The organism is Pseudomonas sp. BIGb0381 (assembly GCF_024809815.1).
Lineage (GTDB): Bacteria > Pseudomonadota > Gammaproteobacteria > Pseudomonadales > Pseudomonadaceae > Aquipseudomonas.
Window position 1 is genome coordinate 1,291,686 of sequence record NZ_JANUEN010000001.1, and the last position, 23,541, is coordinate 1,315,226.

Sequence of the window (23,541 nt, forward strand, 5' to 3'; positions counted from 1 at the left end):
CAGGGGTAAGCGTTATCCGGTTGTTGCTAGACGTGTTTGGTGACCGTCAGGTCTTGCCAGGCTTTCTCCGGTGCCGCGCAAGATTTGCCATCGAGCACCCGGTTCAGCGTTTCGCGGTGGCAGGCGTTTTCAGACATCGAAATAACCACCGTCGCAACCGCGTTGCTGGCCAGGCTGGTCAGGGCGCGCGCTTCAGACATGAAGCGGTCAACGCCGATCAGCAGTGCCAGGCCGGCCAATGGGATGTCGTGAATGACCGTCAGGGTCGAGGCCAGTGCCACGAAACCGCTTCCGGTCACACCGGCGGCGCCCTTGGAGGACAGCAGCATGATCGCCAGCATGGTGATGATTTGCGTCAGGCTCAGGTCAATGTTGCAGGCCTGGGCAATGAAAATCGCTGCCAAAGACAGGTAGATCGCCGTGCCGTCCAAGTTGAACGAGTAGCCGGTAGGCAGTACCAGGCCGACGATGCCTTTTTTGCAACCCAGCGCTTCGAGTTTCTCCAACATGCGCGGCATCACCGGTTCCGTGGAGGAGGTACCGAGTACCACCAGGAATTCTTCGCGCAAGTAGCGCAGCAGCTTCCACAGGCTGAAGCCATTGGCGCGGCAAATGCTGCCCAGTACCACGAACACGAAAAAGCCGCAGGCGATATACAAGGTCATGATCAGCTTGGCCAGCGAACCCAGCGACGTGATGCCGTACTGACCGACGGTGAACGCCAGGGCCCCGAATGCACCGATCGGCGCAAAACGCATCAGGTAAGCGAAGATCTTGAAGACCATTTGCGAGGCGGACTCGAGTACATCGAGCACCGGCTTGCCACGTTCGCCCAGTGACGACAAGGCAAAGCCGGACAGCACGGCAATAAACAGGACCGGCAGCACTTCGCCTTTACTGAAGGCACCGATAAAGGTCTCGGGAATGATGTGCATGAAAAACTCCACAACCCCAAGCTTTGCGGCCGACTCCGTGTACTGGGCCAATCCTTTGGTGCTCAGTTGGTTCGGATCAATGTTCATGCCGGCGCCCGGCTGGAATACATACACCGCCACCAGGCCAATCACCAGGCTGATCACCGTCAGTCCGAAGAACAGCAGCATGGTCTTGCTGAGCAGGCGCCCAAGCGAGCGTTTGTCATTCATCCCGGCAATGCCGGTGACGATGGTGCAGAACACCACGGGGGCAATCATCATCTTGATCAGCTTGATGAACGCATCGCCCAGCGGCTTGAGTGCAATGGCCTGCTGGGCCCAGAAATGCCCGACCACGACACCGAGCACCACGGCGCAGAGGATCTGGAAGTAGAGCGATTTAACAACTTTCATGGCATCACCCATTTTTAGAATTGTGTGGATGCAAAAAATGCCAACGACCGCCGTGATTATCCGGCGAGGCGCTGAGAGTCCGAGGCGTAGACGTAACCTGAAAAAAGCCTGCGTGCGGTGCGTACGACAGACGCCTGAATTGTCTCACTGTTGCCGCCGGTGTAGGACAATACGACATCAATCCCGCCGCTCGGGTGTTCGATACGCACCGCTTCAAGGCGCGGCGTACTGATCCCGCCGAGCATCTGCGCAACGATACTGCCGTCGATGACGCACGCGGTGGCCAACCCAATCGAGCCAGTGATGGCCAGCGCGCGGTGGCAGTTTTGCGGCATGAAATAGCGAACCTGGATCGTGCCGCCGGCTTTCGCGGGGGAGACCAGCACCGGCTTGGGAATCACTTTGTCGCTGACATCGCCCAGGCCCATGGCCAGGCCTGCCTGAAGCCGCAATGACTCAAGGCGCCGCAGGAAGTCTTTATCGGCGTCCAGCTCCGCCGGGCTTTCATCGCCACGCTTGCCCAGTTGACTGGCTTCGACGAGCACCATGGGCATCGCCATGTCGATGCAGGTCACGGCAATGCCGTCGATCACGTCGTGTGTATTGCCGGTGGGGAAGAGTTTGCCAGTCTTGCTGCCGGCTGCATCGAGGAAGGTCAGTTGCACGGGCGCCGCGGTACCGGGCACGCCATCGATGGCGGTATCGCCCTCGTAACTGACCTTGCCATCGGGTGTGTAGACGTCGGAATGGATGAAGGTGCCGGTGTTTACGTTGCGAATGCGGACGCGGGTGTGTCCCGGCGAGCCTTTGACCAGACCCTGCTCAATGGCGAACGGGCCGACGGCACACAGCATGTTGCCGCAGTTGGGGGCACTGTCCACCCGACGCTGCGAGACCATCACCTGGACGAACAGGTAATCGACGTCCGCGTCCGGGTGCAGGGAAGGGCTGACAATCGCGACCTTGCTGGTTTGCGGGCTGCCACCGCCGATACCATCGATCTCCAGTTCATGGCCGGAGCCCATTACGTTGAGCAGCAGCTCGTCACGTTCCTCGATGGCGGCCGGCAAGTCCCAATCCAGAAATACCGGACCCTTGGAGGTACCACCGCGCATCAGCACACAGGGAATTCTTTGCATGACACTGACTCTTGTTGATCAATCGATGTAATTGATGTTCTGGGGGCAAGAGTCTCAAGCTTTAAAAAATGTTTCAAATGCAAAAATTGAAGAGATTGTTGCGTTTTACGAATGATAAATTTACGCTGAATTTCCTTTCGACGCCTTCTTCTGATGAGATAAGACATGGAATATGAGCTGAACGACATTCGATCCTTCGTGAAAATCGCCGAACTTGGCAGCTTTCATGAAGCAGCCGATGCGTTGCACCTGTCTCAGCCTGCCCTCAGTCGCCGAATAAAAAAACTGGAAGAGGGGTTGGGCACCTCTTTGCTTGATCGCACCACGCGGAAGGTCAGCCTCACGAGCGTGGGTCGGGACTTTCTTCCAAAGGCACGTCGGTTGCTGGATGACTTCGATGAGTCGATTCTCAATATCCGTGAACTGGCCGAACGCCAGATTGGCCGGGTGACCCTGGCGTGTATCCCGACTGCGGCTTTCTATTTCTTGCCTTCAGTCATTCGCCTGTATAACGAGCGCTACCCGAAAATTCGGATCCGCCTGCTGGATTTGAGTGCCAATGAGGGGCTTGAAGCGGTGCTGCGGGGGGAAGCCGACTTCGGTATCAACATGATGAGTGGGCAGCATCCGGACATTGAGTTCGTGCCCTTGGTCAGCGAACCTTTTGTATTAGCGTGCCGGCGAGATCATGAACTGGCTGGGCGCAGTTCGGTCACCTGGTCTGAATTGAGCGATTACCGCCTTATTGGGGTAGGGCGCCTGAGCGGGAACCGCATGCTGCTCGATCACGCGTTGTCGGGCTTGAGTTGGCGGCCGCAATGGTTCTACGAAGTCCAGCACCTCTCTACTTCGCTGGGCCTGGTGGAGGCCGGCCTGGGGGTTTCGGCGATGCCGAGCCTGGCCATGCCGGCTCAAGATCATCCAACCTTGGTCAGCGTTCCGTTGATCGAACCGGTAGTGAACCGCTCCTTGGGCTTGGTCTACCGTCGGGGATCATCGCTTTCGCCAGCGGCGGAAAAATTTGTTTCGATACTGCTTGAGCAGTGGCCGCAATGAGCCATACGGCTGGTTTTTTCTCAAACACGACGCGGCTCGCCCTCGACAATCTTGCGCATCAGGCTCAGGTAGCGACTCGCTGCCAGCCCCAGGGGGCGGTTCTTTACCCAGATGATATCGACCCATAGCCGCATCTGACTCGGCATGTTGTCAAACACCACCTCCGTCAATGCGCCCGAAGTGATGAGAGGTTGTACCAGCGGTTGCGGAAGATACGCCCAGCCCAATCCTTGCTGCACCAGATCCAGCGTTGCCAGATAATTGTCGCTGTGCCAAATCCGCCGTGACAGCACAACACGTGGATCAGAGTCTGTAGGTCCTCCAGTAGCCACGATGATCTGCCGAACGTTGACCAGTTGCTCTTCACTTAAGGGGCTTTTCTTGCCGGCGGCCGCAGGATGATCAGGAGAGGCAACGGCGACTAACAATTGGCTCCCTGCTTCAAGAAACGTTTCCCGCTCGTCAAGCCCTGGTCGTTCAAATCCAAGTGCCAATTGCACACGCCCTTCATGGAGCATGCGCATCGCCTCCGGATGGGACGCGGAGCGAATCTCGATTTCAAGCGTGGGAAACTCCCTGGCGATAATGGCCAGCGGACGATTCCATACGCCTGTTTGCAACTCCGGCGCCATCGCAAGGACCAAGCGCTCCTCCAACCCCTGATGAAGCTGGAGCGCATGGGCGTCCAGCAGGTTTAACTGGCTGGCGACCTGTCGTGCCTGAGGCTCAAGTGCTTTGGCGGCGGCCGTAGGAATGGCTTTGCGGGTTGATCGGTCAAAAAGCAATAAATCCAGCTCCGCTTCCAGCTGCGACACCGCCATGTTGATGGCGGAGGGTACCCGGCCCAATTTGCGTGCGGCGGCAGAAAAGGAGCCGCTGTCGACAACCGCAAGGAAAATTTTGAGTGACTCACTGGTGAACGCCATAACGGTTGTCAGATTTCCTGATGATGATTGTCTTTATTTATCAGATTTATTAGCCTAATTTCCACTTCTATTACAAATTAAGTACGTGGGGAACACCATGTTAAATACTAATTTGAGGGGGCAAGTAGCACTTATCAGTGGTGCCGGAAGTGAAGCGGGTATTGGTATGGCGATCGCACGCAGGCTGGGTGCAGCGGGCGCGAGATTGATCATCACCGCTAGCAGCAAGCGCATCGAGGATCGAGTTAAAGAGCTACTCGCAGAAGGGTTTGAAGTTGAAGGCCGGGCAACTGACCTCACCAATGAAAGTCAGGTGCGCGAGTTCGGCCTATGGGCAGAGTCAGTCTGGGGGCGGGTCGATATTCTGGTGAATAATGCCGGTATGGCCATGCAAGGAAGCCCTGAGGTTTTCTCGGAATTGGCGAGTATGGAACTGCATGAGTGGAATCTTTCACTGGCCAGAAACTTAACCACCGCTTTTCTTCTGACGCGGGCTGTTTTACCCGGTATGAGGGCGCGAGGTTACGGACGCATTGTCAATATCAGTTCTACCACGGGCACCCGCGGGAGCAATCCGGGGGAAGCCGCTTATAGCGCCGCAAAGGCAGCGATGGTGGGCATGAACATGGGGCTTGCGCTTGAAGTCGCCAAGCAGGGGATTACCGTCAACAGCGTGGCCCCCGGCTGGATCACCACGGGCTCAACCACGCCCGTTGAAGCCGAGGCGGGGCGCTTCACCCCCATTGGGCGCGCCGGCAGCCCCCGCGAAGTGGCGGCGGCGGTTGCATTTCTGGCATCGCCTGACGCCAGTTACATCACTGGGGAAGTCCTCGTGGTGGATGGCGGGAACTGTCTGGTCGAGAACAAAGCCCCTCACGGCGATTATTAAGTTTGAATACGCTCCAGCGCGCTCAATCCACGATATTGGGCGGGGGCTATAACCGAGATTTATAAAAGCGCGATGTATCAAAGAACAGTTGAGTTCTTTGAGCTGTATCCGGCTGTCATTCAGCAACGGACTTTTAATTAATTTGATAATTAACATAGGGTATTGATCATGTCGAAAAGTGGAATTAGTGAATCAGCGATTGCTGTTTTTACCGCCTCCGAGCGTGCCCGGTTTATAGAAAACAACCCAACTTCACTGGCGCTGGCCGAGCGCGCCAAGGCGAATCTGTTCAACGGTGTGCCCATGCACTGGATGAGCGATTGGTCGATGCCTTCGCCGCTCTTCGTCCAGCGTGCAAAAGGGGCGCGCTTCACCGACGTTGACGGGCATGAATACATAGACTTTTGCCTTGGCGACACCGGCACGATGTTTGGCCATTCACCTGATCCTATTGTCCGCGCCATAACCGAGCAGGCGAATAATGGCTTGACCACGATGCTGCCGGGCGAAGACGCGGTGGTCTGCGGCGAGTTGCTGGCTCGGCGATTCGAGCTGCCTTACTGGCAAGTGACCGCCAATGCGACTGACGCCAACCGGTATGTGCTGCGCTGGGCGCGCGCTATCACCCAGCGCAACGTCTTGCTGGTGTTCGATGGCTGCTACCACGGCACCGTGGATGACGTGATGGTGCGCTACCGCGACGGCAAAACAGTGCACCGTTCAGGTCTTGTGGGCCAAGCCTACGACTTGAGCCAATACAGTCGATCCATCCCCTTCAACGATGTCGCCGCACTGGAGGCGGCATTAGCCCAGGGCGATGTGTGCGCGCTGATGTGCGAACCGGCGATGACGAACATTGGCATGGTCCTGCCGGATCCGGGGTTCATGCAAAAGTGCCGAGAGCTGACCCTTAAATATGGCAGCCTGTTGGTCATTGATGAGACCCACACTATTTCCACCGGCCTCGGTGGATGCACTCGCCAGTGGGATTTGAAACCCGACTTTTTCGTGGTGGGTAAACCCATTGCAGGTGGCGTGCCTTGCGCGGTGTTTGGCGTTAGCGAGCCAGTCGCCTCGACCATGCGCGACGTCCAGAAGACCATCAGCGAGGAGAGCGGCGGGCATGGCCACAGTGGCATGGGGACGACGCTGTCCGCCAATGCCCTGGCGATGCGTTGCATGCGCGTCAGTCTCGAAGAGGTCATGACAGAGTCTGCATACGAGCACATGTTGCCCCTGGCCTCAAGGCTGGCCCAGGGATTTCGAGGGTTGTTCAAGCGGCACCAACTGAACTGGTCTGTCACAGAGTTGGGCGCGCGTTGTGAGTTTCAATTCTGTGCTACCTCGCCAAGAACAGGCGCGCAAGCCGAGGCGGCTTTTCATGACAGCCTTCAAATGGCGCTGCATCTTTATCTCATCAACCGCGGAATCCTGATCACGCCTTTTCACAACATGACCCTGTGCTGTCCGCAAACAAGTGATGCGGATATCGATAGGCTGATCGCTGAGTTGGATAACGCGCTGACCACCCTGCTTGCCCAACCTGGCGCGCGGGTTATCGCTTCATAACTGCACGTCTGAAAACGCCATTGTTCTTAAATACTGCCAGTCGCTTGAATAAGCGCTAAGAGGTTTGACATGCAATTTGCGGATAAAAAAGAGGCCGTAGATTATCTGGCCGCCCACCCTGAAGTGCTGAGCATCGAGTTGTTCCTTATCGACGCGAATGGCGTTCCACGGGGCAAACTGTTACATCGCGACGAACTGCTGGCGATCTACGAAAATGGTCGGCCACTGCCAAGTTCCATTCTCGCCTTGACCGTGCAGGGTGAAGACGTAGAAGACACAGGCTTGGTCTGGGATGTTGCTGACGCCGATTGTTGGACATACCCCTTGGCGGGAAGCCTGACCTTGCAACCCTGGCGCACCAACCCCACCGGTCAAGTGCAGGTGAGCATGCACCCGACCCAAGGTATTCCCGCCGCACCGGCGGACCCGCGCCACGTACTGGTGAACACCATCGAGCGGCTGAAAGCCGATGGATTCCATCCGGTCATGGCCGTTGAGTTGGAGTTCTACCTGCTGGACCGACAACGCGACGTCAACGGTCGGCCGCAGCCGGCGTTGCAGACCAATGGCGTACGCCCTGTTGCTCCACAGGTCTATGGCGTATACGAGCTTGAGCAGCTTCAACCGTTTCTTGATGACCTCTACGCAGCGTGCGCGCTGCAGGGGTTGCCGGTACGTACGGCGATATCCGAGTACGCGCCAGGCCAGGTCGAGTTGACGCTGGAGCATCGTTTCGACGCACTCCAGGCCATTGATGAAGGCGTACGTTACAAACGCCTGGTCAAGGGGGTGGCCAACAAACATGGGCTGCAAGCGTGCTTCATGGCCAAGCCATTCAGCGATCAGGCCGGCAGCGGTATGCACCTGCACGTCAGCCTGGCCGACGAGCACGGGAATAACCTGTATGCGAGCGAAGACCCACAGGGTACGCCACTGTTGCGGCACTCCATCGGCGGGATGATGGAGACCTTGTTTGACTCGCTGGCGATATTCTGCCCCCATGCCAATTCATATCGACGCTTCCAGACCGGTAGTTACGCGCCGCTGGCTAAAAGTTGGGGCGTCAACAACCGTACGGTGTCGTTCCGCGTGCCCGGCGGCCCCGCAATCAGTCGGCACATCGAACACCGCATTTGCGGTGCCGATGCCAACCCCTATCTCGCCGCTGCCGCGTTACTGGCGGGCATTCACCACGGCGTCACTCATCAAAGCGATCCCGGCGCGGCGATTGTGGGGAATGGCTATGAACAGGCGACCGATTTTCTACCCACCGACTGGCTGACAGCGTTGCAGGCACTGCAACGCTCAACCTGGGCACGTGAGGCGCTGGGCGCTGAATTCCTGAAGGTGTTCCTGGCGATCAAGTGGCGCGAGTTCCGTCAATTCAATGCTGAAGTCGGAGAGCAGGACTGGCGCTGGTACCTCACTCACGCATGAATGTCGACCCGTCAGGACGCCTTGAAACGGACCGCTGAGGCTACCTGACCTTTTTCTTGCGTGGCTGGCGCGTGGCCAAGTGCTCGAAGCAAAAAGAAGCGGTGCCGAACACGGCGATTATGGTCAGTACGATCATGCCTAGGGTTGAGCTTTCCACGATGGGCGTCCTACGTGATGGAGTAGGCGCCCACGGTAGAGTTACGGCGAAAGCGCCTCAATAGACCCGACGCAATCCTTACGACGCCGGGCCCATTGTTACGCACTTTTTACGGGGTGTTGCGGCTGTGACGGTAATCGCTGACCGCTTCGTACACCGCTTTGCGCAAGCGATTGATGCCGCCGATGGGGCGATGCTCGGCGACGCCGAACCACGGGTTGAACGACTGGTTGTCGCACGCCAGGTTTTGTTCCGGCGTATCGAAGTCTTGAGCCGGGATCCGCACCTTGGCCACGCTCTCGTAGGGCGCATCGCTTTCCTTCCATTCGATGCTGGTGTCTTCGATCGGCATGAATTTCTGCGGGTTCTGCCGCTGGATCTGCAACACGAAACACGCCGGCACGCGGTCGGTGGACAACTGCTGGCTCAAGGCGCTGCGCAAGAAGTTCGGCAGGTCCTGGTTCTGTTTGGGCAAGGCGTATTCCGGGCAGCTCTGCGGGTCTGGCGCCACGCGGAACTTGGCATTGGCCGCGCCGAACTTGTAGGGCGATACCGAAAAATAGGTGGTCTGCGTCGGGCTCGCCGGTGCGGGTGCCAGGGTTGCCAGGGCGATAAATAGATGGCGCACCTGCCAGCTGCGCGGGTCGGCCTTGGGAAAGAACGCCAACACTTTCTTGCCATCCGCCTGGGCGCCGATGTTCTGCGCGTACTCCGCCACATCGCTGACAAAGAAATTCGGGTGGCTGAACATCACGAAGTCCTGTTCCGTGCGTGTCTGCTGGTCGGCCAGTAGTTGTTTGCCCGGCACGTCCAACAGCTTGAGCGCCATGCCCCGGGCATCGCGGATGCTGTCGAACTGTGGGTAGGCGTTGCCGTTGGACAGCCGCATCATCGCCTGCCAGGTTTTACCCGGTTCGGCGAACACACCCTGGCGCAACGCCGGGTCGAGATCGGGCAGCACACTGACCTCCGCTTTCACACAACCATGGGCCTTGGCATGGGCATCACGCAGGTAGCGCGTGCCTTCGCGATGCTGGTCAACGATGCGCACTGCCGTCTGGATAATGCCCTGGGTCATGGCCGCTTCACCCGCAGGGATCTGCTCGTTCGGCGACACCGGTCCGCTGTGCTGCCAGGCAAACCAGGCCGTGCTCGCCAGCCAGCCAAGCAGGCCCAGGCCCACCAGCCACAGCAGGGTCTTGCCGAGAAACGCGCCGATGCGCAGCCACAGGCGGGCAAGCAGGGAAGGTTGGTCGTATCGAGATCGGATCATCATGGCAGTTGTTGCTCCAGCGGGCCGCCCAGCACTTTGAGGTATTCCAGCAGCGCCCAGCGTTCCTGCGGCAGCAAGCCACGGCCGATGACGCCATTGCCACGTTGGCCAGCACGGAATTCGTGGCCGCTGTTGTGGTTGCCGGTGAGTTTGGTATCGAACAGGAAGGCATTCTTGAACGCTGCGGTCTCAAAACCCAGGTGACGCGGGTCGTAGTTGAAGGTGCCTTTATAGAAGGTGGTGCTGCGCTCGTCCTGGGGCGACAGCAACTGGTAGATCGTCGGCACCGAGCCGTTGTGCAGGAACGGCGGGGTAGCCCACACACCGGCCAGCGGGCGGGCCTTGTAGGCGCGCAACTCGCGCACACCAATGGGCAGGCCGTAGCCATCCAGGCGCGGGCGCTTGGCCGGGGTGACGCCGGCGGCGCGGTAGGCATGGTCTTCGACGAAGGCGGTGACGTAGGCCAGGCCCTTGGCCACGGACATTTTTTTCAGGTCCAGCGGCTCGGAGGGAGTGGGGTGCAACTCGACATTGAGCTTGGCCAGCTCCGCCGGGTCCCACTGCAGGGCGCTGAGGTCATAACGCTGGTCGGCAATGTTGCCGGCGGTGCCTGGGTCGGTGCCGATGTACGCCACCGGCAGCATTTTCAGCTGCTGCACGGGGCGGCCATTTTCCTGGGTGACGGTCGGCACATGGCAGCCGGCGCAGTTCTCGGCGAACAGCGCACGGCCCTGGGCGGCGAGGGGCTTGTCGATGGTGCCGAACAAATCCTCGGGCCAGGTTGGTGGTTTGAGGCGTTGCAGGGTTTCTTCGATCAGGTTGAGGTCACGCACCCGCACGCTCGACGGGTAGCGCTCATCGCCCTGAAGCGGTTGGCCGGCGGCGTCGAAAAAGGTCAGCGTCGCGCCTACACCGAGGGCTTCACCGATATTACGCGCCATGGGTTGCTGGGCCGAGCCGTTCCATTGCACCCAGTCGAAGGTCCAGATGTCCCACAGCTGCGGGTAGTCCACCGGTGCATTGGCGACGCGGTAGTTGTCCGGCGAAATGGCATCGCCAAAGCTGGCATTAGCGATTCGGCCAAAGGCGTCGGTGCGGCCCGGGCCTTCTTCGGTGGGGTAGAGGCCGCGGTGGGTATCGTTCCAGGCGACCTTGAGGAATTTGTTCAGCGACTGCTTGAAGTCCTCGCGCAACTGGCTGTGCTCGGCGTCGTAGCGATCCCCCAGCACCTGGCGCGCAAACCGCTCGAATTTCCAAGGGTTGTAATAGGTAGCGGCAAGGCTGGCGACCAGCGCCTGGCCGAAGCTGCCACCACGCAGGGTCGGTACGCTGGAAGGCAGTACGTGCTGGGCCGAGCCGCCGTCGATGCGCAGGGCCTGGCCCTTGAAGTGCAATTCACCGGTATGGCAGGCGGCGCAGGTGATATCCAGATACTCGACGTTGCTGCCGGCGTTTTTATGCCGGGCGAACCCCACGGGCAGGTTGCCGGGGTTTTGTGCGGTGGGTGCCTGTTTGGGGTCGACCAGGAAACCAAAGCGCGCCAGGTACTCCGGCGTGGCAAAACGTCGCTGGGAGAATGGCAGCTCCAGGGCGGTGAACCAGTTGTAGTGCAGGCCTTTTACTTGGGTGCCCTGGGGCGTGAAGTAATAGGTCTGGCGGTCGGCGGCACTCCATTGGTCCTGGTAGCGCACCTGCTCCACCGGCACGTAGTCGGGCAGCTTGGGGTTAACGGTGTAGTACAGCACCACGGCCAGGATCAGGCCCAGCACGGTGAGTATCAGCAGTAAAACACGGGAAAAAATGCGCAAGATGGCTATCCTTGTCTCGGCCTTGTCGAGGGGTCGCGTTGTTATGCCACTACGCCACAGGTGGGGCAAGTGGCCATGAGCCTGGTAACAGGTGGTCCCACGATCCTTCGCGGCGGCCCATCATGAATGAAAATGCTTTTAAACACGTGAACTTATCAGAAGTTTCCTGCTCACATGCCGGTAGCCATTGGTCGTGGCCGCCTGATAAGCTCGCGACTTTATTCGAATGCCCTTTTGGCGCATGAACAAGGAAATAGCATGAAACAGCATCGGTTGGCGGCGGCGGTGGCCCTGGTTAGCCTGGTACTTGCGGGTTGTGATTCGCAGACCAGCGTAGAGCTGAAAACCCCGGCGCAGAAAGCTTCCTACGGCATCGGCCTGAACATGGGCAAAAGCCTTGCTCAGGAAGGCATGGATGACCTGGACTCCAAAGCGGTAGCCCAGGGCATCGAAGATGCCGTCGGCAAGAAAGAGCAGAAGCTCAAAGACGACGAACTGGTTGAAGCGTTTGCCGCACTGCAGAAGCGTGCTGAAGAACGCATGACCAAAATGAGCGAAGAGTCGGCAGCCGCCGGCAAGAAATTCCTCGAAGACAATGCCAAGAAAGACGGTGTAGTCACCACCGCTTCCGGCCTGCAGTACAAGATCACCAAGAAAGCCGACGGCCCACAGCCTAAGCCGACTGACGTGGTGACTGTTCACTACACCGGTAAGCTCACCAACGGCACCACCTTTGACAGCTCCGTGGATCGCGGTAGCCCGATTGACCTGCCGGTCAGCGGCGTGATTCCTGGTTGGGTCGAAGGCCTGCAACTGATGCACGTAGGCGAGAAGGTCGAGTTGTACATCCCGTCCGACCTGGCTTACGGCGCCCAGAGCCCGAGCCCGGCGATTCCAGCCAACTCCGTGCTGGTATTCGATCTGGAACTGCTGGGCATCAAGGACCCAGCCAAGGCTGAAGCCCCTGCTGCACCGGCCGCCAAAAAGTAATCGGCGCCTGAACACACAACGCCCCGTCTCGACGGGGCGTTGTTGTTTCCACGGCTTTCAAAATCAGCACCTGTGTACATCCGATCGAACGCTCGAACGCTGTAACAGTCTGATATAAGACTCGAGTACGGGTACCGGCACATCTGCGCCAAGTCAATGAATTCTTGGGTTTTTTTGATGTGCGCAAAAAACGCCCGATCTGACTGAAAGCCTTGTAGACCGTGGCTTTCAGCCGGTAAAACAGGCTCTGTTCACAAGGTTATCCACAATTTGTGTGGATAACCTTTCTGTTTGATGGAACTGGAGTGACAGATGAAACCACCCTTCAATTTCGCCCGTTTCTTGCCCATGGCTGCACGCTTGCTGGGTCGTGGGCGGTTGCCGACCTTGCTGTTCGCCGTCGCCGCCAAGGGCTCGAGCCAAGGCAACCGCCTGGGCACCCTCAAGGATGATCTCAAGTTGCTTCAATCCCTGTGCCTGGCTTACTGGCGGGGCGAGTATCGGTCCATCAGTCCCAAGGCGCTGATCTCTGTGGTGGCGGGGCTGATGTACTTTCTTAGCCCGATTGATGCAATCCCGGACTTTATCCCGATGTTCGGCATGCTCGACGACATCGCTGTACTGGCGTGGGTCATGAAGACCCTGAACGGTGAGCTGAGCGCTTTCCGCACCTGGCGTGACGCGCAGCGTCCGGAAAAACTCGCGGTGGTCGAGCGCCTGCCTGCCACGCCTGCCTTGCTGGCCAAGGAAAACCCGCAAAAAAACGGATGACGTGGCTATCCCCCTGCGACCTTTGTGGCTGTTAGGATTACACTCCTAAGGAAAGAGCTTACTCAGTAAGTGCAGTTATCCTACGGGGCGGTCATGGATATTCAGATAATTTCACGCAATGGCGAACCCGAGTACGCGGTTTTGCCATGGGATCAGTACCAGGCGCTGCTAAAAGCTGCCGGTCATCAACAGCCTTCACTGGCACCTTCTCCTACTGTCCAAGCCGCGCCTGACCAAGATTTGCGCCCGCTCGCAGACCTGCGCGGCTTGCGTGAAGCCAAGGGCCTGGCGATTGAGACCCTGGCCCGCACCGTGGGCATCAGCCCCTCGTATCTAGGATTGATCGAAAGTGGTGAACGTCAGCCGGATGCCGCAATCCGCCGCAGCCTGGCCTGGGAATTAGGCGTTGCAGGTTGGAGGGATGAGTCTTGAGCCTACGTATCAGTCGTCAACATTGGGATGGGTTACTTAACGAACTGGACCAGGCGCGCCGCCAGCGCCATCTGCTGACCTACCGAGCACTGTTGGAGCGTCTGCAATTTCCGACGCCGGCGATGCAAACCCTGGCAGCTGCCCTGGAGCACCTGGCGGCGCTGGATGCCAAGGCCGAGCAACCGTTGCGCAGCTCCCTGGTGATCAGCCAGGGCGCCAGCCGCCTGCCGCGTACCGGGTTCTTTGAGTGCGTGGAGCGCCTGGGGCGTTTCAGCGGACCGTCCGATGGTGTCGCCGCCGCCTCCTGGCATGCCTCGGAAGTGGTGCGGGTGTTCGAATACGAGTATCCGGAGTCTGCCGAGGCTTAAAGTGCCTGGGGCAACATGTCCATGCTGTCGATCACATGGATGCTGTAGCCGGCCATATCCTTGGCGTGGTGCTTGGCCTGCGAGGCCAGTTCCGCCAACTGGCTGGCATCGAGTTGTCCACAGGCCTGTGGATACAAATGCACCACCCCAATCGACAGTGACAGCAACGCAAACTCCTGGCGTACGCCCTGGCGGTTCAGTGCCACGAAGCGGCCGGCGTCGAGGTGTTCGGCGCGGTAGAAGCGCCGGCACTGGGTGTGGAAATCGTCCAGCAGTTGGTTGAGCCGCTTGCGCCAATCCTGTGGCCCCAATACCAGCAAAAAGTCATCGCCACCGATATGCCCGACAAAGTCGCGGCTGGGGTCGACCCGGTCGTTAAGGCACTGCGCCAGGCACAGCAACACCTCATCCCCACGTCCGTAGCCGTAGATGTCGTTGAACGGCTTGAAGCTGTCGATATCCACGTAGCAGATCACCGATTCCCGCTGTTGTTGTAACAGTCGCGTCAGGCACTGCTGGATCGGCACGTTGCCAGGCAGCAGGGTCAGGGGATTGGCATAGCGCGCCTGCTGGATTTTCAGTTCGGTGATCAGTTTGAGTACATCGATCACCCGGCCCAGGCCCAGGTAGTCGCCATTGAGTGTGATGATGAAGTCTTCTTCGATGCGTTGCCGTGCGCGGCTGGTCAGCAGGCGGCTGACCTGTTGCAGCGACTGGCTCAACTCCACCGCCAGAAAATCCGTACTCATCAGCCGGCTGATGGGCTTGCGCGCAAACAGGTCGGTGGCAAACGGCTTGAGCAGCGCATCCGACAGCGAATGCCGGTGCACGATACCCACCGGGTGGCCGCGTCCATCCAGAACCGCCAGGGAGTTAAGGTTGGCCTGGCGGCGGAACGCCTCCAACACCTGAGCGGTCGCGGTGTCCTGATCGACCGCCGGTTGCTCGTTGATCAGGGCGCTAAGGTCGCCGGCTTCTTCGTTGAGCGCCACGTTGGCCTGATCGGGCTTGGGCAGCATCTGGCGCGCTTCCTGTGGCGGTTGCTCCTGTGGACGGCAGAGCAGGTAACCCTGGACCAGGTCGACGCCCATTTCGGTCAATACCGCCAGCTCTTCCGGCAATTCGATGCCCTCGGCAATCACCTGGGCCCGTGAGGCCCTGGCGATTTGCAGGATGGAGCCGACAAACTCACGCTTGAGCGCATCCTGATGGATGCCGTCGATAAAGTGCCGGTCGATCTTCACGTAATCCGGGCGCAGTTCCGACCACAGTCGCAGGCTGGAATAGCCGGCGCCCAGGTCATCAAGCGCGATGGCGAAGCCCATATCACGGTAATGGTGCAGGGCGGTTTGCAGCAGGTCGAAATCGTCGGTGGTTGTTTGCTCGGTGAGCTCGATCACCACTTGGCTGGGTGGAATCCCGAAGTCGCGTAGCAATTGCAGGGTGCGCCCCGGCTGGTGAGCCGTGTCCATCAAGGATTCCGGCGAGACATTCAGGAACAGCTTGCCCGGCAGCTTTTGCTCGCTGAAGCGTCGGCATGCGCTTTCGCGGCAGGTCATTTCCAGTTCGCTGAGGCGCCCGGCGTGGCGCGCCACCGAGAACAGGGCGATGGGCGAGTGCAGCGGGCTGTTCGACGGGCCGCGGCTGAGGGCTTCGTAGCCAAGGATGCGCCGTTCTGACAGGCAGATGATCGGTTGGAACAGGCTGTGCAAACTGCCTTGAGCCAGGATAGAGCCCAATGCACTCAGCTGTTCGGTCATAGTCATGGCGATCTCGATCGAAAAAAAAGGACCGCAGGCGTTACGCCTGCGGTCCTTCATTTCACGACAGAATGATGTCTATATGATGACACTCCGAGGAGCGATCACGTTAAATCGCCATCATTTACTGCTTGGCCACCTGTTTGGAGATTTTCAGGTAGTCCAGCAGGATCCGGCCGCTCTCGGCCAGGTAAGCGTCGTCTTCCGGCTTGGTTTTATCCGCCTCGGTCGGCAGCGCATCTTCGTCTTCTTTCTTCAGCTCCTTGAGTGGTTCTTCACCCTTGGCCTTGCGGCGGATGTTTTCCAATACGAGTTGCTTGTTTTCGATGTCGGAGTGCTGTGCACGACGGTCCACTTCATTGAGGCTGACGGTTTTTTCTTCCATCAGCTTCTTGGCCAGGGCCAGCTTGTCGCGGATGAACACAAACTCGGCATCCTTGGCGGAGCGGGTATCGTGATCAGCCTTCAATTGCGCCAGGAACGGCTTGAACGGGTCCGAGGCCGGCTTGATCGCAGGGCGGATGGTGTCCCACGGCATGGCTTCCGGCAGAGCGCTTTCGCCGATTTCCTTGGTGTCGATGATCGACGGAAAATCGATGTCCGGCAGGACGCCCTGATGCTGGGTGCTCTGCCCGGAAACCCGGTAGAACTTGGCCAGCGTCAGCTTGAGCTCGCCATGGTTCAGCGGCTGGATGGTCTGCACGGTGCCTTTGCCGAAGGTCTGGCCGCCGATGATCAACGCGCGGTGATAGTCCTGCATGGCGCCAGCGAAAATCTCCGAAGCCGAGGCTGACAGGCGGTTGACCAGCAACGCCATCGGGCCTTTGTAGAAGGCGCCCGGGTTCTCGTCTTCGAGCACGTCGACACGGCCGTCAGCATTGCGTACCAACACGGTCGGACCCTTGTCGATAAACAGGCTGGTCAGCTCGGTGGCTTCCTGCAGGGAACCGCCGCCGTTGTTGCGCAGGTCGATGACCACGCCGTCGACTTTTTCCTTCTGCAACTCGGTAAGGATTTTCTTCACGTCGCGGGTGGTGGACTTGTAGTCCGGGTCGCCGGCACGGAAGGCCTTGAAGTCCAGGTAGAAGGCCGGGATTTCAATCACGCCCAGCTTGTAGTCCTTACCATCCTGCTTGAGGTTGAGGACTTTCTTTTGCACCGCCTGGTCTTCGAGCTTCACCGCTTCACGGGTGATGGACACGATCTTGCTGGTCTGGTCGTTCGGAGCATTGGTGTGCGGAATCACTTCCAGGCGCACCACGCTGCCTTTCGGCCCACGGATCAGCTTGACCACCTCGTCCAGGCGCCAGCCGACCACATCGACCATCTCTTTGTCGGCCTGGGCCACACCGATGATCTTGTCGGCAGGCGCAACCTGCTTGGTCTTGTCTGCCGGACCGGCCGGCACCAGACGCACGATCTTCACTTGGTCGTTGTCGCTTTGCAGGACGGCACCGATGCCTTCCAGTGACAGACTCATGTTGATATCGAAGTTTTCCGCGTTATCTGGCGACAGATAATTGGTGTGCGGATCGTAGGACATCGCGAAGGTGTTGATGTAGGCCTGGAAGATATCTTCGGCACGGGTCTGGTCCAGACGCGCCAGCTGATTCTTGTAGCGCTTGGTCAACAACTCCTGGATGGCCTTGGGCTCTTTGCCGGCGATCTTCAGGCGCAGCACTTCGTCCTTGACGCGTTTGCGCCACAGGTCGTCGAGGGCGGCGGTGCTGGTCAGCCAAGGCGCGTCCTTGCGGTCCACCAGAAGGGTTTCCTTCTGGGTGAAGTCGAGTTTGTCGACGCCCTTGTCCAGCTCAGCCAAGGCGAAATCCAGACGCGCTTTGACGCGGTCCAGGTAGCGCTTGTAGATGGTGAAGCCGGGCTGCAGGTCGCCGCTTTTGAGGAAGTCGTCGAACTGGGTCTTCCACTTGTCGAACTCAGCGATATCGCTGGCCAGGAAGTAGCTGCGCGACGGATCCAGCAGCTTGAGGTAGCTGTCATAGATGATCACCGAGCGCGCGTCGTCCAACGGCGGTTTGCTGTAGTGATGACGCTTGAGCAACTCGACGACGTTAAGGCTGGCAATCACCTCATCGCGGTCCGGCTGAAGGTTGTCCCAGCTGTTGGCTGCGAACGTATTGGTCGACATCGACGCGAAGCCGATACCAATGAAAAGAGCGAGGGCGGTGCTGGGGAACAGATGCTTCATGCTGATTCGACGCGGGGGCAATTGATAACGCATATTAGGCCGTCTTTGAAGTTGCCGGTTCCATAGGGGCCGGTCGCATAATGCAAAAAGCCCGACGCTACTGCTACGGGCTCAGTCCAGACTCACTATGGAGGCACTGTGAAAGCATTGCAAGGCGTTGAAGGTCATGTGGAGTGGTTGGACGAACCAAGTCCTACATGTGATGTAGGCCAGGTGCGCATTCGCGTGGCAGCTGCTGGCCTTAATCGTGCCGATTTATTGCAGCGTGCCGGGCTCTATCCGCCACCGCCTGGCGCCAGCCCTGTGCTCGGCCTTGAGTGCTCCGGGGTAATCAGTGAAGTGGGCGCAGGCGCGTCCTGGCAAGTGGGCGATCGCGTTTGTGCGCTGCTGGCCGGTGGCGGCATGGCCGAAGAAGTGGTGGTGGATGCACGGCATGTGTTGCCGGTACCGGAAGGTGTGTCGCTGGTCGAAGCGGCGGCGTTGCCTGAGGTGTACAGCACGGCGTGGCTCAATCTGTTCCAGTTGGCGGGCCTCAAGCCCGGTGAGAAGGTGTTGCTGCATGCCGGTGCCAGTGGCGTGGGCTCGGCGGCGATCCAGTTGTGCAAGGCATTTGGCAGCCCGTGCTGGGTCAGTGTCGGCTCGGCGCAGCGCCTGGCCTACTGTGAAGACTTGGGCGCCCAGGGCGGCGTAGTACGTACTGACGGTATCGAAGGGCTGCGGGATTTCGGGCCATTCGATGTGATCCTCGATCCGGTCGGCGGCGACTACGCCGCGCTGGACCTCAAGCTGTTGGCGCTGGACGGTCGCTGGGTATTGATTGGCTTGATGGGCGGCCGCGAGGCGCAGTTGGACCTGGCCCAGGTGCTGGGCAAGCGTATTCAGTTGTTGGGCTCGACCCTGCGCAGCCGTGACGATCAGTTCAAGGCCGACCTGTTCAGCGACCTGAGCCAGCATGTATGGCCGTTGTTTGCCGAAGGGCGTCTGAGCCCGCAATTGGCCAAGACGTTCCCGATCAAGGATGCCGAGGCGGCGTTTGCCGAGTTGGCGACCAATCAGATTGCCGGGAAGCTGGTGTTGGTAATTGACGAAAGCCTCACCTGATCCCGGATTGGAATAGGGTCGATGTGGGAGGGGGCAACCCCCACCCACATTTGATTGGATTTCAAGTCTGGATAGGCGGTGTCAGACCCAGTGGTGGATTGGCCAGCCGGCCTTCTCGGCATGCTCGCGCAGCACCGGATCCGGGTTCACCACCTGCGGGTGATCCACCTTCAACAGCAACGGCAAGTCATTGCGCGAATCCGAATAGAAGTACGCGCCGTCCAGCGTCTCGCCTTCCTGCTCCAACCATTCCAGCAAGCGTGTGATCTTGCCTTCGCGGTAGGTGAGTACACCCACGGTACGGCCGCTGTACACGCCATGGCTGATCTCCAGCTCAATTCCCAGCACTTCATCGATACCGATGCGCGCGGCGATCGGTTTCACCAGGTGAGTCCCCGACGCGGAGATCACCAGGATCCGGTCGCCGTTCGCGCGGTGGCGGGCGATGGTCCTGGTGGCGTCGCTGTAGATCAGCGGCTCAATCACATCCTCGACCCAGGGCTCCACCAAGTGGTCGATTTCCTCCGGGGTGCGGCCGATCATCGGCTCCAGGCTGAAGTCCATGAAGTCTTCCATGGCCAGTTCGCCCCGGCTGTAGGCGTCCATCAGCTCGTTGTTCCTGCGCATGAACGACTCCGGGTCGACCCAGCCCAGGCGACCCATCTGTTCGCTCCAGAGGGTGGCGCAGTCGCCATGGATCAGGGTGTCGTCCAAATCAAAAATTACCAATGCCATCCGTTACGCTCTCTCAAAATTCACTGCTGCTCAGGCTACTTCACACAGCGCACTGGGGTCGATGGAAAGTGCCAGGCGCTGGCCGTCCGGGTGCAGATCGTCCGCCGAGCGGTTGAGCACGTCCACCACCAATTCCACGCCACGGGCTTCGATGCGGTAGCGAATCACGTTGCCCAGCAGGCTGTGGCTGCGCACCAGCGCGTCGAGTTCGCCGTTGTGGCTCAGTTCGATGGCCTCCGGGCGAATCGCGATGCGCCCGCTGATCGGGCGTTGCAGCAGTTGGCTGGCCTTGTCGGCGTCCAGCAGGTTGTAGTTGCCGATAAAACCGGCAGCGAATACATCCACCGGTGCGGTATAGAGGGTCTCGGCATCGCCGCTTTGCACGATCTTGCCCTGGTTCATCAGGAAGATCCGGTCCGACATGGTCAGGGCTTCTTCCTGGTCATGGGTTACGAAGATCGTGGTCAACCCCAGTTCGCGCTGGATCTGGCGGATCTGTTCGCGCAGGTGCTTGCGAATCCGTGCATCCAGCGCCGACAACGGTTCATCCAGCAGCAACAGGCGCGGGCGAGTGACCAGTGAGCGGGCCAGGGCCACACGTTGGCACTGGCCACCGGACATCTGGTGCGGGTAGCGGCCGGCCAGGTCCTTGAGTTCCACCAGTTGCAGCACTTCCTGCACGCGCTTGTGGCTGTCATCGGCGTTGACCTTTTGCATGCGCAGGCCGAAAGCGACGTTCTGTTCCACAGTCATGTTGGGGAACAGCGCGTAGCTCTGGAACACCATGCCGATGTTGCGTTTTTGCGGGCTCAGCGGAACGATGTCCTGGCCGTCCAGCAGGATTTTCCCACTGTCCACTGACGTCAGGCCGGCGATGCAGCGCAGCAGGGTGGACTTGCCACAACCGGATGGGCCGAGCAGGGTGACGAACTCGCCCTTGGCGACTTCGCAGTTGATGTCACTGAACACCGGGGTGCCGGCGTAGCTTTTTTGCAAGTGTTGGACGCTGACGAAGCTCATTGGCTTTTGTCCTTGTTCAAGATATTGGCGGCCCAGGTCAGCACCAGCACAAAGAAGAAATAGGAAATCACGACGGCGCTGGTGAAGTGGCCGCTGCTGTTGCGCATGTTGTTCAGGTACACCTGCAGGGTTTCGTAGCGAGTGCCCACGAGGATATTGGCGAACACGAACTCACCGAACAGGAACGAGAACGACAGCAGCAGCGCCACCATCAGGCCTTTGCGCAGGTTGGGCAGCACCACGAAGATCGCGGCTTGCCAGGTGCTGGCGCCAAGCAGTTGCGAGGCGTCCATCAGGTCGCGCAGGTTGATGGCTTGCAGGTTGTTGGTGATCGCCCGGTACATGAACGGCAGCGCCACGGTGAAGTAGCAGCCGATCAGGATCCACGGCGTGCCCACCATCGCCAACGGCCCGGAACCGTACAGCTGCAGGAGGCCCACCGACGACACCACCGGCGGCACCGCAAACGGCAGCAGGATCAGGATGTTCATCAAGGCGTCGAGCTTGGGAAAGTGGTAATGCACCACGAACAGCAGCGGCAGGATCAACACCACCGACAGGATCAGCGCACCCACGCACACCAGCAAGGATTGCCCGAAGGCCATCAGGAAGCGTGGGTCACTCCACAGTTGCACATACCATTTCACCGTGAAGCCAGCCGGCAGAATGGTCGCCGACCAACTGCTGGCAATGGAGTAGACAAAGGTGCCGATCAGCGGCAGCACCAGGATCGCGAACAACAGGTACACCACCACGCGGTGGTAGAGGGAGGCCGGGCCGGCTTCAGCGCGAGACATGGTAGCTCCTCTTGAGCAGCAGTTGATGGACCACGGTGACCACGGTCATCAGCGCCACCAGCACCACGGCCAGGGCGCTGGCCATGTTCGGATCGAGGGATACATCCCCCGACACCAGGCCGGCGATACGAATCGGCAGCACGTTGAAGTTACCGGTGGTCAAGGCGTAGACCGTCGCGTAGGCACCCAGGGCATTGGCCAGCAGGATCACGAACGTGCCCAGTAGCGCCGGGGTGAGCACCGGCAAGCCGATATGTCGCCAGAACTGCCAGCCATTGGCGCCGAGCAGGGCGGCCGACTCACGCCAGTCTTCGCGCAGTGCGTCAAAGGCCGGATAGAGCAGCAGCACGCCGAGCGGAATCTGGAAGTAGGTATAGAGGATGATCAAGCCGGTCTTGGAGTACAGGTTGAAGTCCTGAATGATCCCGGCTTGCTTGAGCATGATGGTGATGCTGCCGTTGAACCCCAGCAAAATGATGAACGCGAAGGCCAGGGGCACGCCGGCAAAGTTGCTGGTCATGTTGGCGAAGGCGGTGACGAAGTTGCGCAGCGGCGAATCCACCCGGCGGAGGGAGTAACTGCCCAGCGTGGCGATGATGATGCCGAAGATGCTCGAGTAGAAGCTGATCTCCAGGCTGAACTGGATGGCCTGCAGGTAGAACTTCGAACTGAAGATGCGCGTGAAGTTGTCCACGCCCCACCCGGTTTCTTCGGTTTGCAGACTATTGATCAGCACCCATACCAGCGGGGCAATCTCGAACACGATAAAAAACAGCGCGAAAGGCACCAGGCACAGCAGGGCCAGCCATTTGCCGCGGGATATTGAACTCACTTCAGTAACTCCCGGCACACAGGTTTGTCGTGGGGTACGCCCAGCAGTTCGCAGACGGTGCCGCACAGGTCGGTCTGTTTCGGTGTGGCCCCGGCGTCCAGGCTGAAGGCATCGCCGAGGACGAACAGCGGCACTTCCCGTTCTTCCGGCAGCAGGCCGTTGTGGGAGCGGTCGTTGTTCATGCCGTGGTCGGCGGTCACCAGCACCTGGTAACCGGCATCGAGCCAGGCTTGCAGGTAGTCGGCCAGGAGGATGTCGGCCGAGCGTGCGCTGTTGCGGTACTGCGGTGTGTCGAGGCCGTGCTTGTGGCCGGCGTCGTCGATGTTCATCGGGTGCACCACCAGGAAGTCCGGCGCGTGCTTGAGCCGCAGGCTTTCGGCGTCGGCGAACAGGTGGGAATCCGGGTAGTGGTCATTCCAGTAGAAATGCCCGTGCTGGATCGCCAGCGCCTTGTCGTCGGTATGACGATCCCGTGCGGCGAGAAAGGGCGTGCGGTTATACAACTCGCTGACCCAATGGTAAGCCGCCGCGGCAGTGGTAAGACCTGCGTCGGTGGCGTAATGGAAAATGCTGCGCTGGTTGGACAGGCGCGAGACCTGGTTGTGCACGATACCGCTGTGGATCGGTGGCACACCGGTGAGGATGCATTCATACAGCGGGCGGGACAGGGCGGGCAGTTCACATTCCAGCGTGTAGAGGGCTGCGCGTCCTGCGCCGACATAGGCCTGCAAGTGCCCCATTGTGTGCCGGGCAACCTCGAAGTTCAGGCCGTCGAGCACGACAAGGATGACTGGGTGCTTCATGGGGGGCGACGCTCCGCAATGATTGACTTGGCTCAATTCCTCTGGAGGAACGGGGTCAAAAATGTGGGAGGGGGCTTGCCCCCGATAGCGGTGTGCCATTCAACGGATTTGTTAGCTGATCCACCGTCATCGGGGGCAGGCCCC

Annotated in this window: 21 protein-coding genes; 9 read left to right on the forward strand and 12 right to left on the reverse strand. The window is 59.5% G+C overall.

The genetic code is table 11. The features are described 5' to 3' along the window. Window positions 1-26 precede the first annotated feature (26 nt). Window positions 27-1,340 (reverse strand): dicarboxylate/amino acid:cation symporter, encoded by a 1,314-nt coding sequence (locus M2397_RS06165; RefSeq protein WP_310521557.1) that lies wholly within the window; start codon window positions 1,338-1,340, stop codon window positions 27-29. A gap of 44 nt (window positions 1,341-1,384) precedes the next feature. After that, entirely contained in the window at window positions 1,385-2,467 is a 1,083-nt protein-coding gene (locus M2397_RS06170) for a 4-oxalomesaconate tautomerase (RefSeq protein WP_259242435.1), read from the reverse strand. Between the two features lie 165 nt (window positions 2,468-2,632). On the opposite strand from M2397_RS06170, the gene M2397_RS06175 reads away from it, so the two are divergent. Then, window positions 2,633-3,523, forward strand: coding sequence for a LysR family transcriptional regulator (locus M2397_RS06175; RefSeq protein WP_131699174.1), 891 nt, complete (start codon window positions 2,633-2,635; stop codon window positions 3,521-3,523). A gap of 20 nt (window positions 3,524-3,543) precedes the next feature. Here the strand turns inward: M2397_RS06175 and M2397_RS06180 are convergent, their stop codons facing one another. Beyond that, window positions 3,544-4,449 carry a LysR family transcriptional regulator gene (locus M2397_RS06180; protein WP_131699175.1) on the reverse strand — a complete coding sequence of 302 codons (906 nt, stop codon included), beginning with the start codon at window positions 4,447-4,449 and terminating at the stop codon, window positions 3,544-3,546. A 97-nt stretch (window positions 4,450-4,546) separates the two neighbouring features. Here M2397_RS06180 and M2397_RS06185 point away from each other — a divergent pair, with 97 nt between their 5' ends. The 3 genes from M2397_RS06185 (at window position 4,547) to M2397_RS06195 (ending at window position 8,344) form a co-directional block, all read left to right on the forward strand. Next, window positions 4,547-5,338: an SDR family NAD(P)-dependent oxidoreductase gene (locus M2397_RS06185; RefSeq protein ID WP_131699176.1), complete on the forward strand. Its 792-nt coding sequence runs from the start codon at window positions 4,547-4,549 to the stop codon at window positions 5,336-5,338. A gap of 168 nt (window positions 5,339-5,506) precedes the next feature. Beyond that, the gene (locus M2397_RS06190; RefSeq protein WP_259242436.1) at window positions 5,507-6,907 is read left to right on the forward strand and encodes an aspartate aminotransferase family protein; all 1,401 of its coding nucleotides are present in this window, start codon (window positions 5,507-5,509) and stop codon (window positions 6,905-6,907) included. A gap of 69 nt (window positions 6,908-6,976) precedes the next feature. Further along, window positions 6,977-8,344 carry a glutamine synthetase family protein gene (locus M2397_RS06195; RefSeq protein ID WP_259242437.1) on the forward strand — a complete coding sequence of 456 codons (1,368 nt, stop codon included), beginning with the start codon at window positions 6,977-6,979 and terminating at the stop codon, window positions 8,342-8,344. 266 nt (window positions 8,345-8,610) lie between these two features. Here the strand turns inward: M2397_RS06195 and M2397_RS06200 are convergent, their stop codons facing one another. Both M2397_RS06200 and M2397_RS06205 read right to left on the reverse strand, forming a co-directional pair. Continuing rightward, entirely contained in the window at window positions 8,611-9,777 is a 1,167-nt protein-coding gene (locus tag M2397_RS06200) for a catalase family protein (protein WP_131699178.1), read from the reverse strand. After that, window positions 9,774-11,582, reverse strand: coding sequence for a cytochrome c (locus M2397_RS06205; RefSeq protein ID WP_259242438.1), 1,809 nt, complete (start codon window positions 11,580-11,582; stop codon window positions 9,774-9,776). The genes M2397_RS06200 and M2397_RS06205 overlap by 4 nt, the downstream gene beginning before the upstream one ends. Window positions 11,583-11,840: 258 nt before the next feature. Between M2397_RS06205 and M2397_RS06210 the strand changes: the two genes are divergently transcribed. The 4 genes from M2397_RS06210 to M2397_RS06225 all read left to right on the forward strand — a co-directional run bounded on the left by M2397_RS06210 (window position 11,841) and on the right by M2397_RS06225 (window position 14,143). Then, entirely contained in the window at window positions 11,841-12,572 is a 732-nt protein-coding gene (locus tag M2397_RS06210) for an FKBP-type peptidyl-prolyl cis-trans isomerase (RefSeq protein ID WP_131699180.1), read from the forward strand. Between the two features lie 312 nt (window positions 12,573-12,884). Then, window positions 12,885-13,343, forward strand: a complete 459-nt coding sequence (locus tag M2397_RS06215) for a YkvA family protein (RefSeq protein ID WP_259242439.1) — start codon at window positions 12,885-12,887, stop codon at window positions 13,341-13,343. A 93-nt stretch (window positions 13,344-13,436) separates the two neighbouring features. Beyond that, the gene (locus tag M2397_RS06220) at window positions 13,437-13,775 is read left to right on the forward strand and encodes a helix-turn-helix transcriptional regulator (RefSeq protein WP_131699182.1); all 339 of its coding nucleotides are present in this window, start codon (window positions 13,437-13,439) and stop codon (window positions 13,773-13,775) included. Further along, the gene (locus M2397_RS06225; RefSeq protein WP_005786715.1) at window positions 13,772-14,143 is read left to right on the forward strand and encodes a hypothetical protein; all 372 of its coding nucleotides are present in this window, start codon (window positions 13,772-13,774) and stop codon (window positions 14,141-14,143) included. Before M2397_RS06220 ends, M2397_RS06225 begins: the two co-directional genes overlap by 4 nt. On the opposite strand, the gene M2397_RS06230 is transcribed toward M2397_RS06225, so the two are convergent. Next, on the reverse strand, window positions 14,140-15,909 hold the full coding sequence (locus M2397_RS06230; protein ID WP_259242440.1) for a bifunctional diguanylate cyclase/phosphodiesterase: 1,770 nt from the start codon (window positions 15,907-15,909) through the stop codon (window positions 14,140-14,142). The genes M2397_RS06225 and M2397_RS06230 overlap by 4 nt on opposite strands. 118 nt (window positions 15,910-16,027) lie before the next feature. Continuing rightward, the gene (locus M2397_RS06235; RefSeq protein ID WP_178116820.1) at window positions 16,028-18,109 is read right to left on the reverse strand and encodes a carboxy terminal-processing peptidase; all 2,082 of its coding nucleotides are present in this window, start codon (window positions 18,107-18,109) and stop codon (window positions 16,028-16,030) included. A gap of 138 nt (window positions 18,110-18,247) precedes the next feature. On the opposite strand from M2397_RS06235, the gene M2397_RS06240 reads away from it, so the two are divergent. Then, a complete protein-coding gene (locus tag M2397_RS06240; protein ID WP_131699185.1) occupies window positions 18,248-19,210 on the forward strand; it encodes a zinc-binding dehydrogenase in 963 nt (320 codons plus the stop codon). Between the two features lie 81 nt (window positions 19,211-19,291). On the opposite strand, the gene M2397_RS06245 is transcribed toward M2397_RS06240, so the two are convergent. From M2397_RS06245 to M2397_RS06265, 5 genes are read right to left on the reverse strand one after another with little or no spacing between them, the layout of a single operon-like run. Continuing rightward, window positions 19,292-19,945 (reverse strand): HAD family phosphatase, encoded by a 654-nt coding sequence (locus tag M2397_RS06245; RefSeq protein WP_145338798.1) that lies wholly within the window; start codon window positions 19,943-19,945, stop codon window positions 19,292-19,294. A gap of 30 nt (window positions 19,946-19,975) precedes the next feature. Further along, on the reverse strand, window positions 19,976-20,965 hold the full coding sequence (locus tag M2397_RS06250) for an ABC transporter ATP-binding protein (RefSeq protein WP_131699187.1): 990 nt from the start codon (window positions 20,963-20,965) through the stop codon (window positions 19,976-19,978). Beyond that, complete coding sequence (locus tag M2397_RS06255) at window positions 20,962-21,762, reverse strand: ABC transporter permease (protein ID WP_131699188.1); 801 nt, start codon at window positions 21,760-21,762, stop codon at window positions 20,962-20,964. Before M2397_RS06255 ends, M2397_RS06250 begins: the two co-directional genes overlap by 4 nt. Next, entirely contained in the window at window positions 21,749-22,594 is an 846-nt protein-coding gene (locus M2397_RS06260) for an ABC transporter permease subunit (protein ID WP_145338799.1), read from the reverse strand. The genes M2397_RS06255 and M2397_RS06260 overlap by 14 nt, the downstream gene beginning before the upstream one ends. Then, window positions 22,591-23,397, reverse strand: coding sequence for an alkaline phosphatase family protein (locus M2397_RS06265; RefSeq protein WP_131699190.1), 807 nt, complete (start codon window positions 23,395-23,397; stop codon window positions 22,591-22,593). The genes M2397_RS06260 and M2397_RS06265 overlap by 4 nt, the downstream gene beginning before the upstream one ends. Window positions 23,398-23,541: the final 144 nt, after the last annotated feature.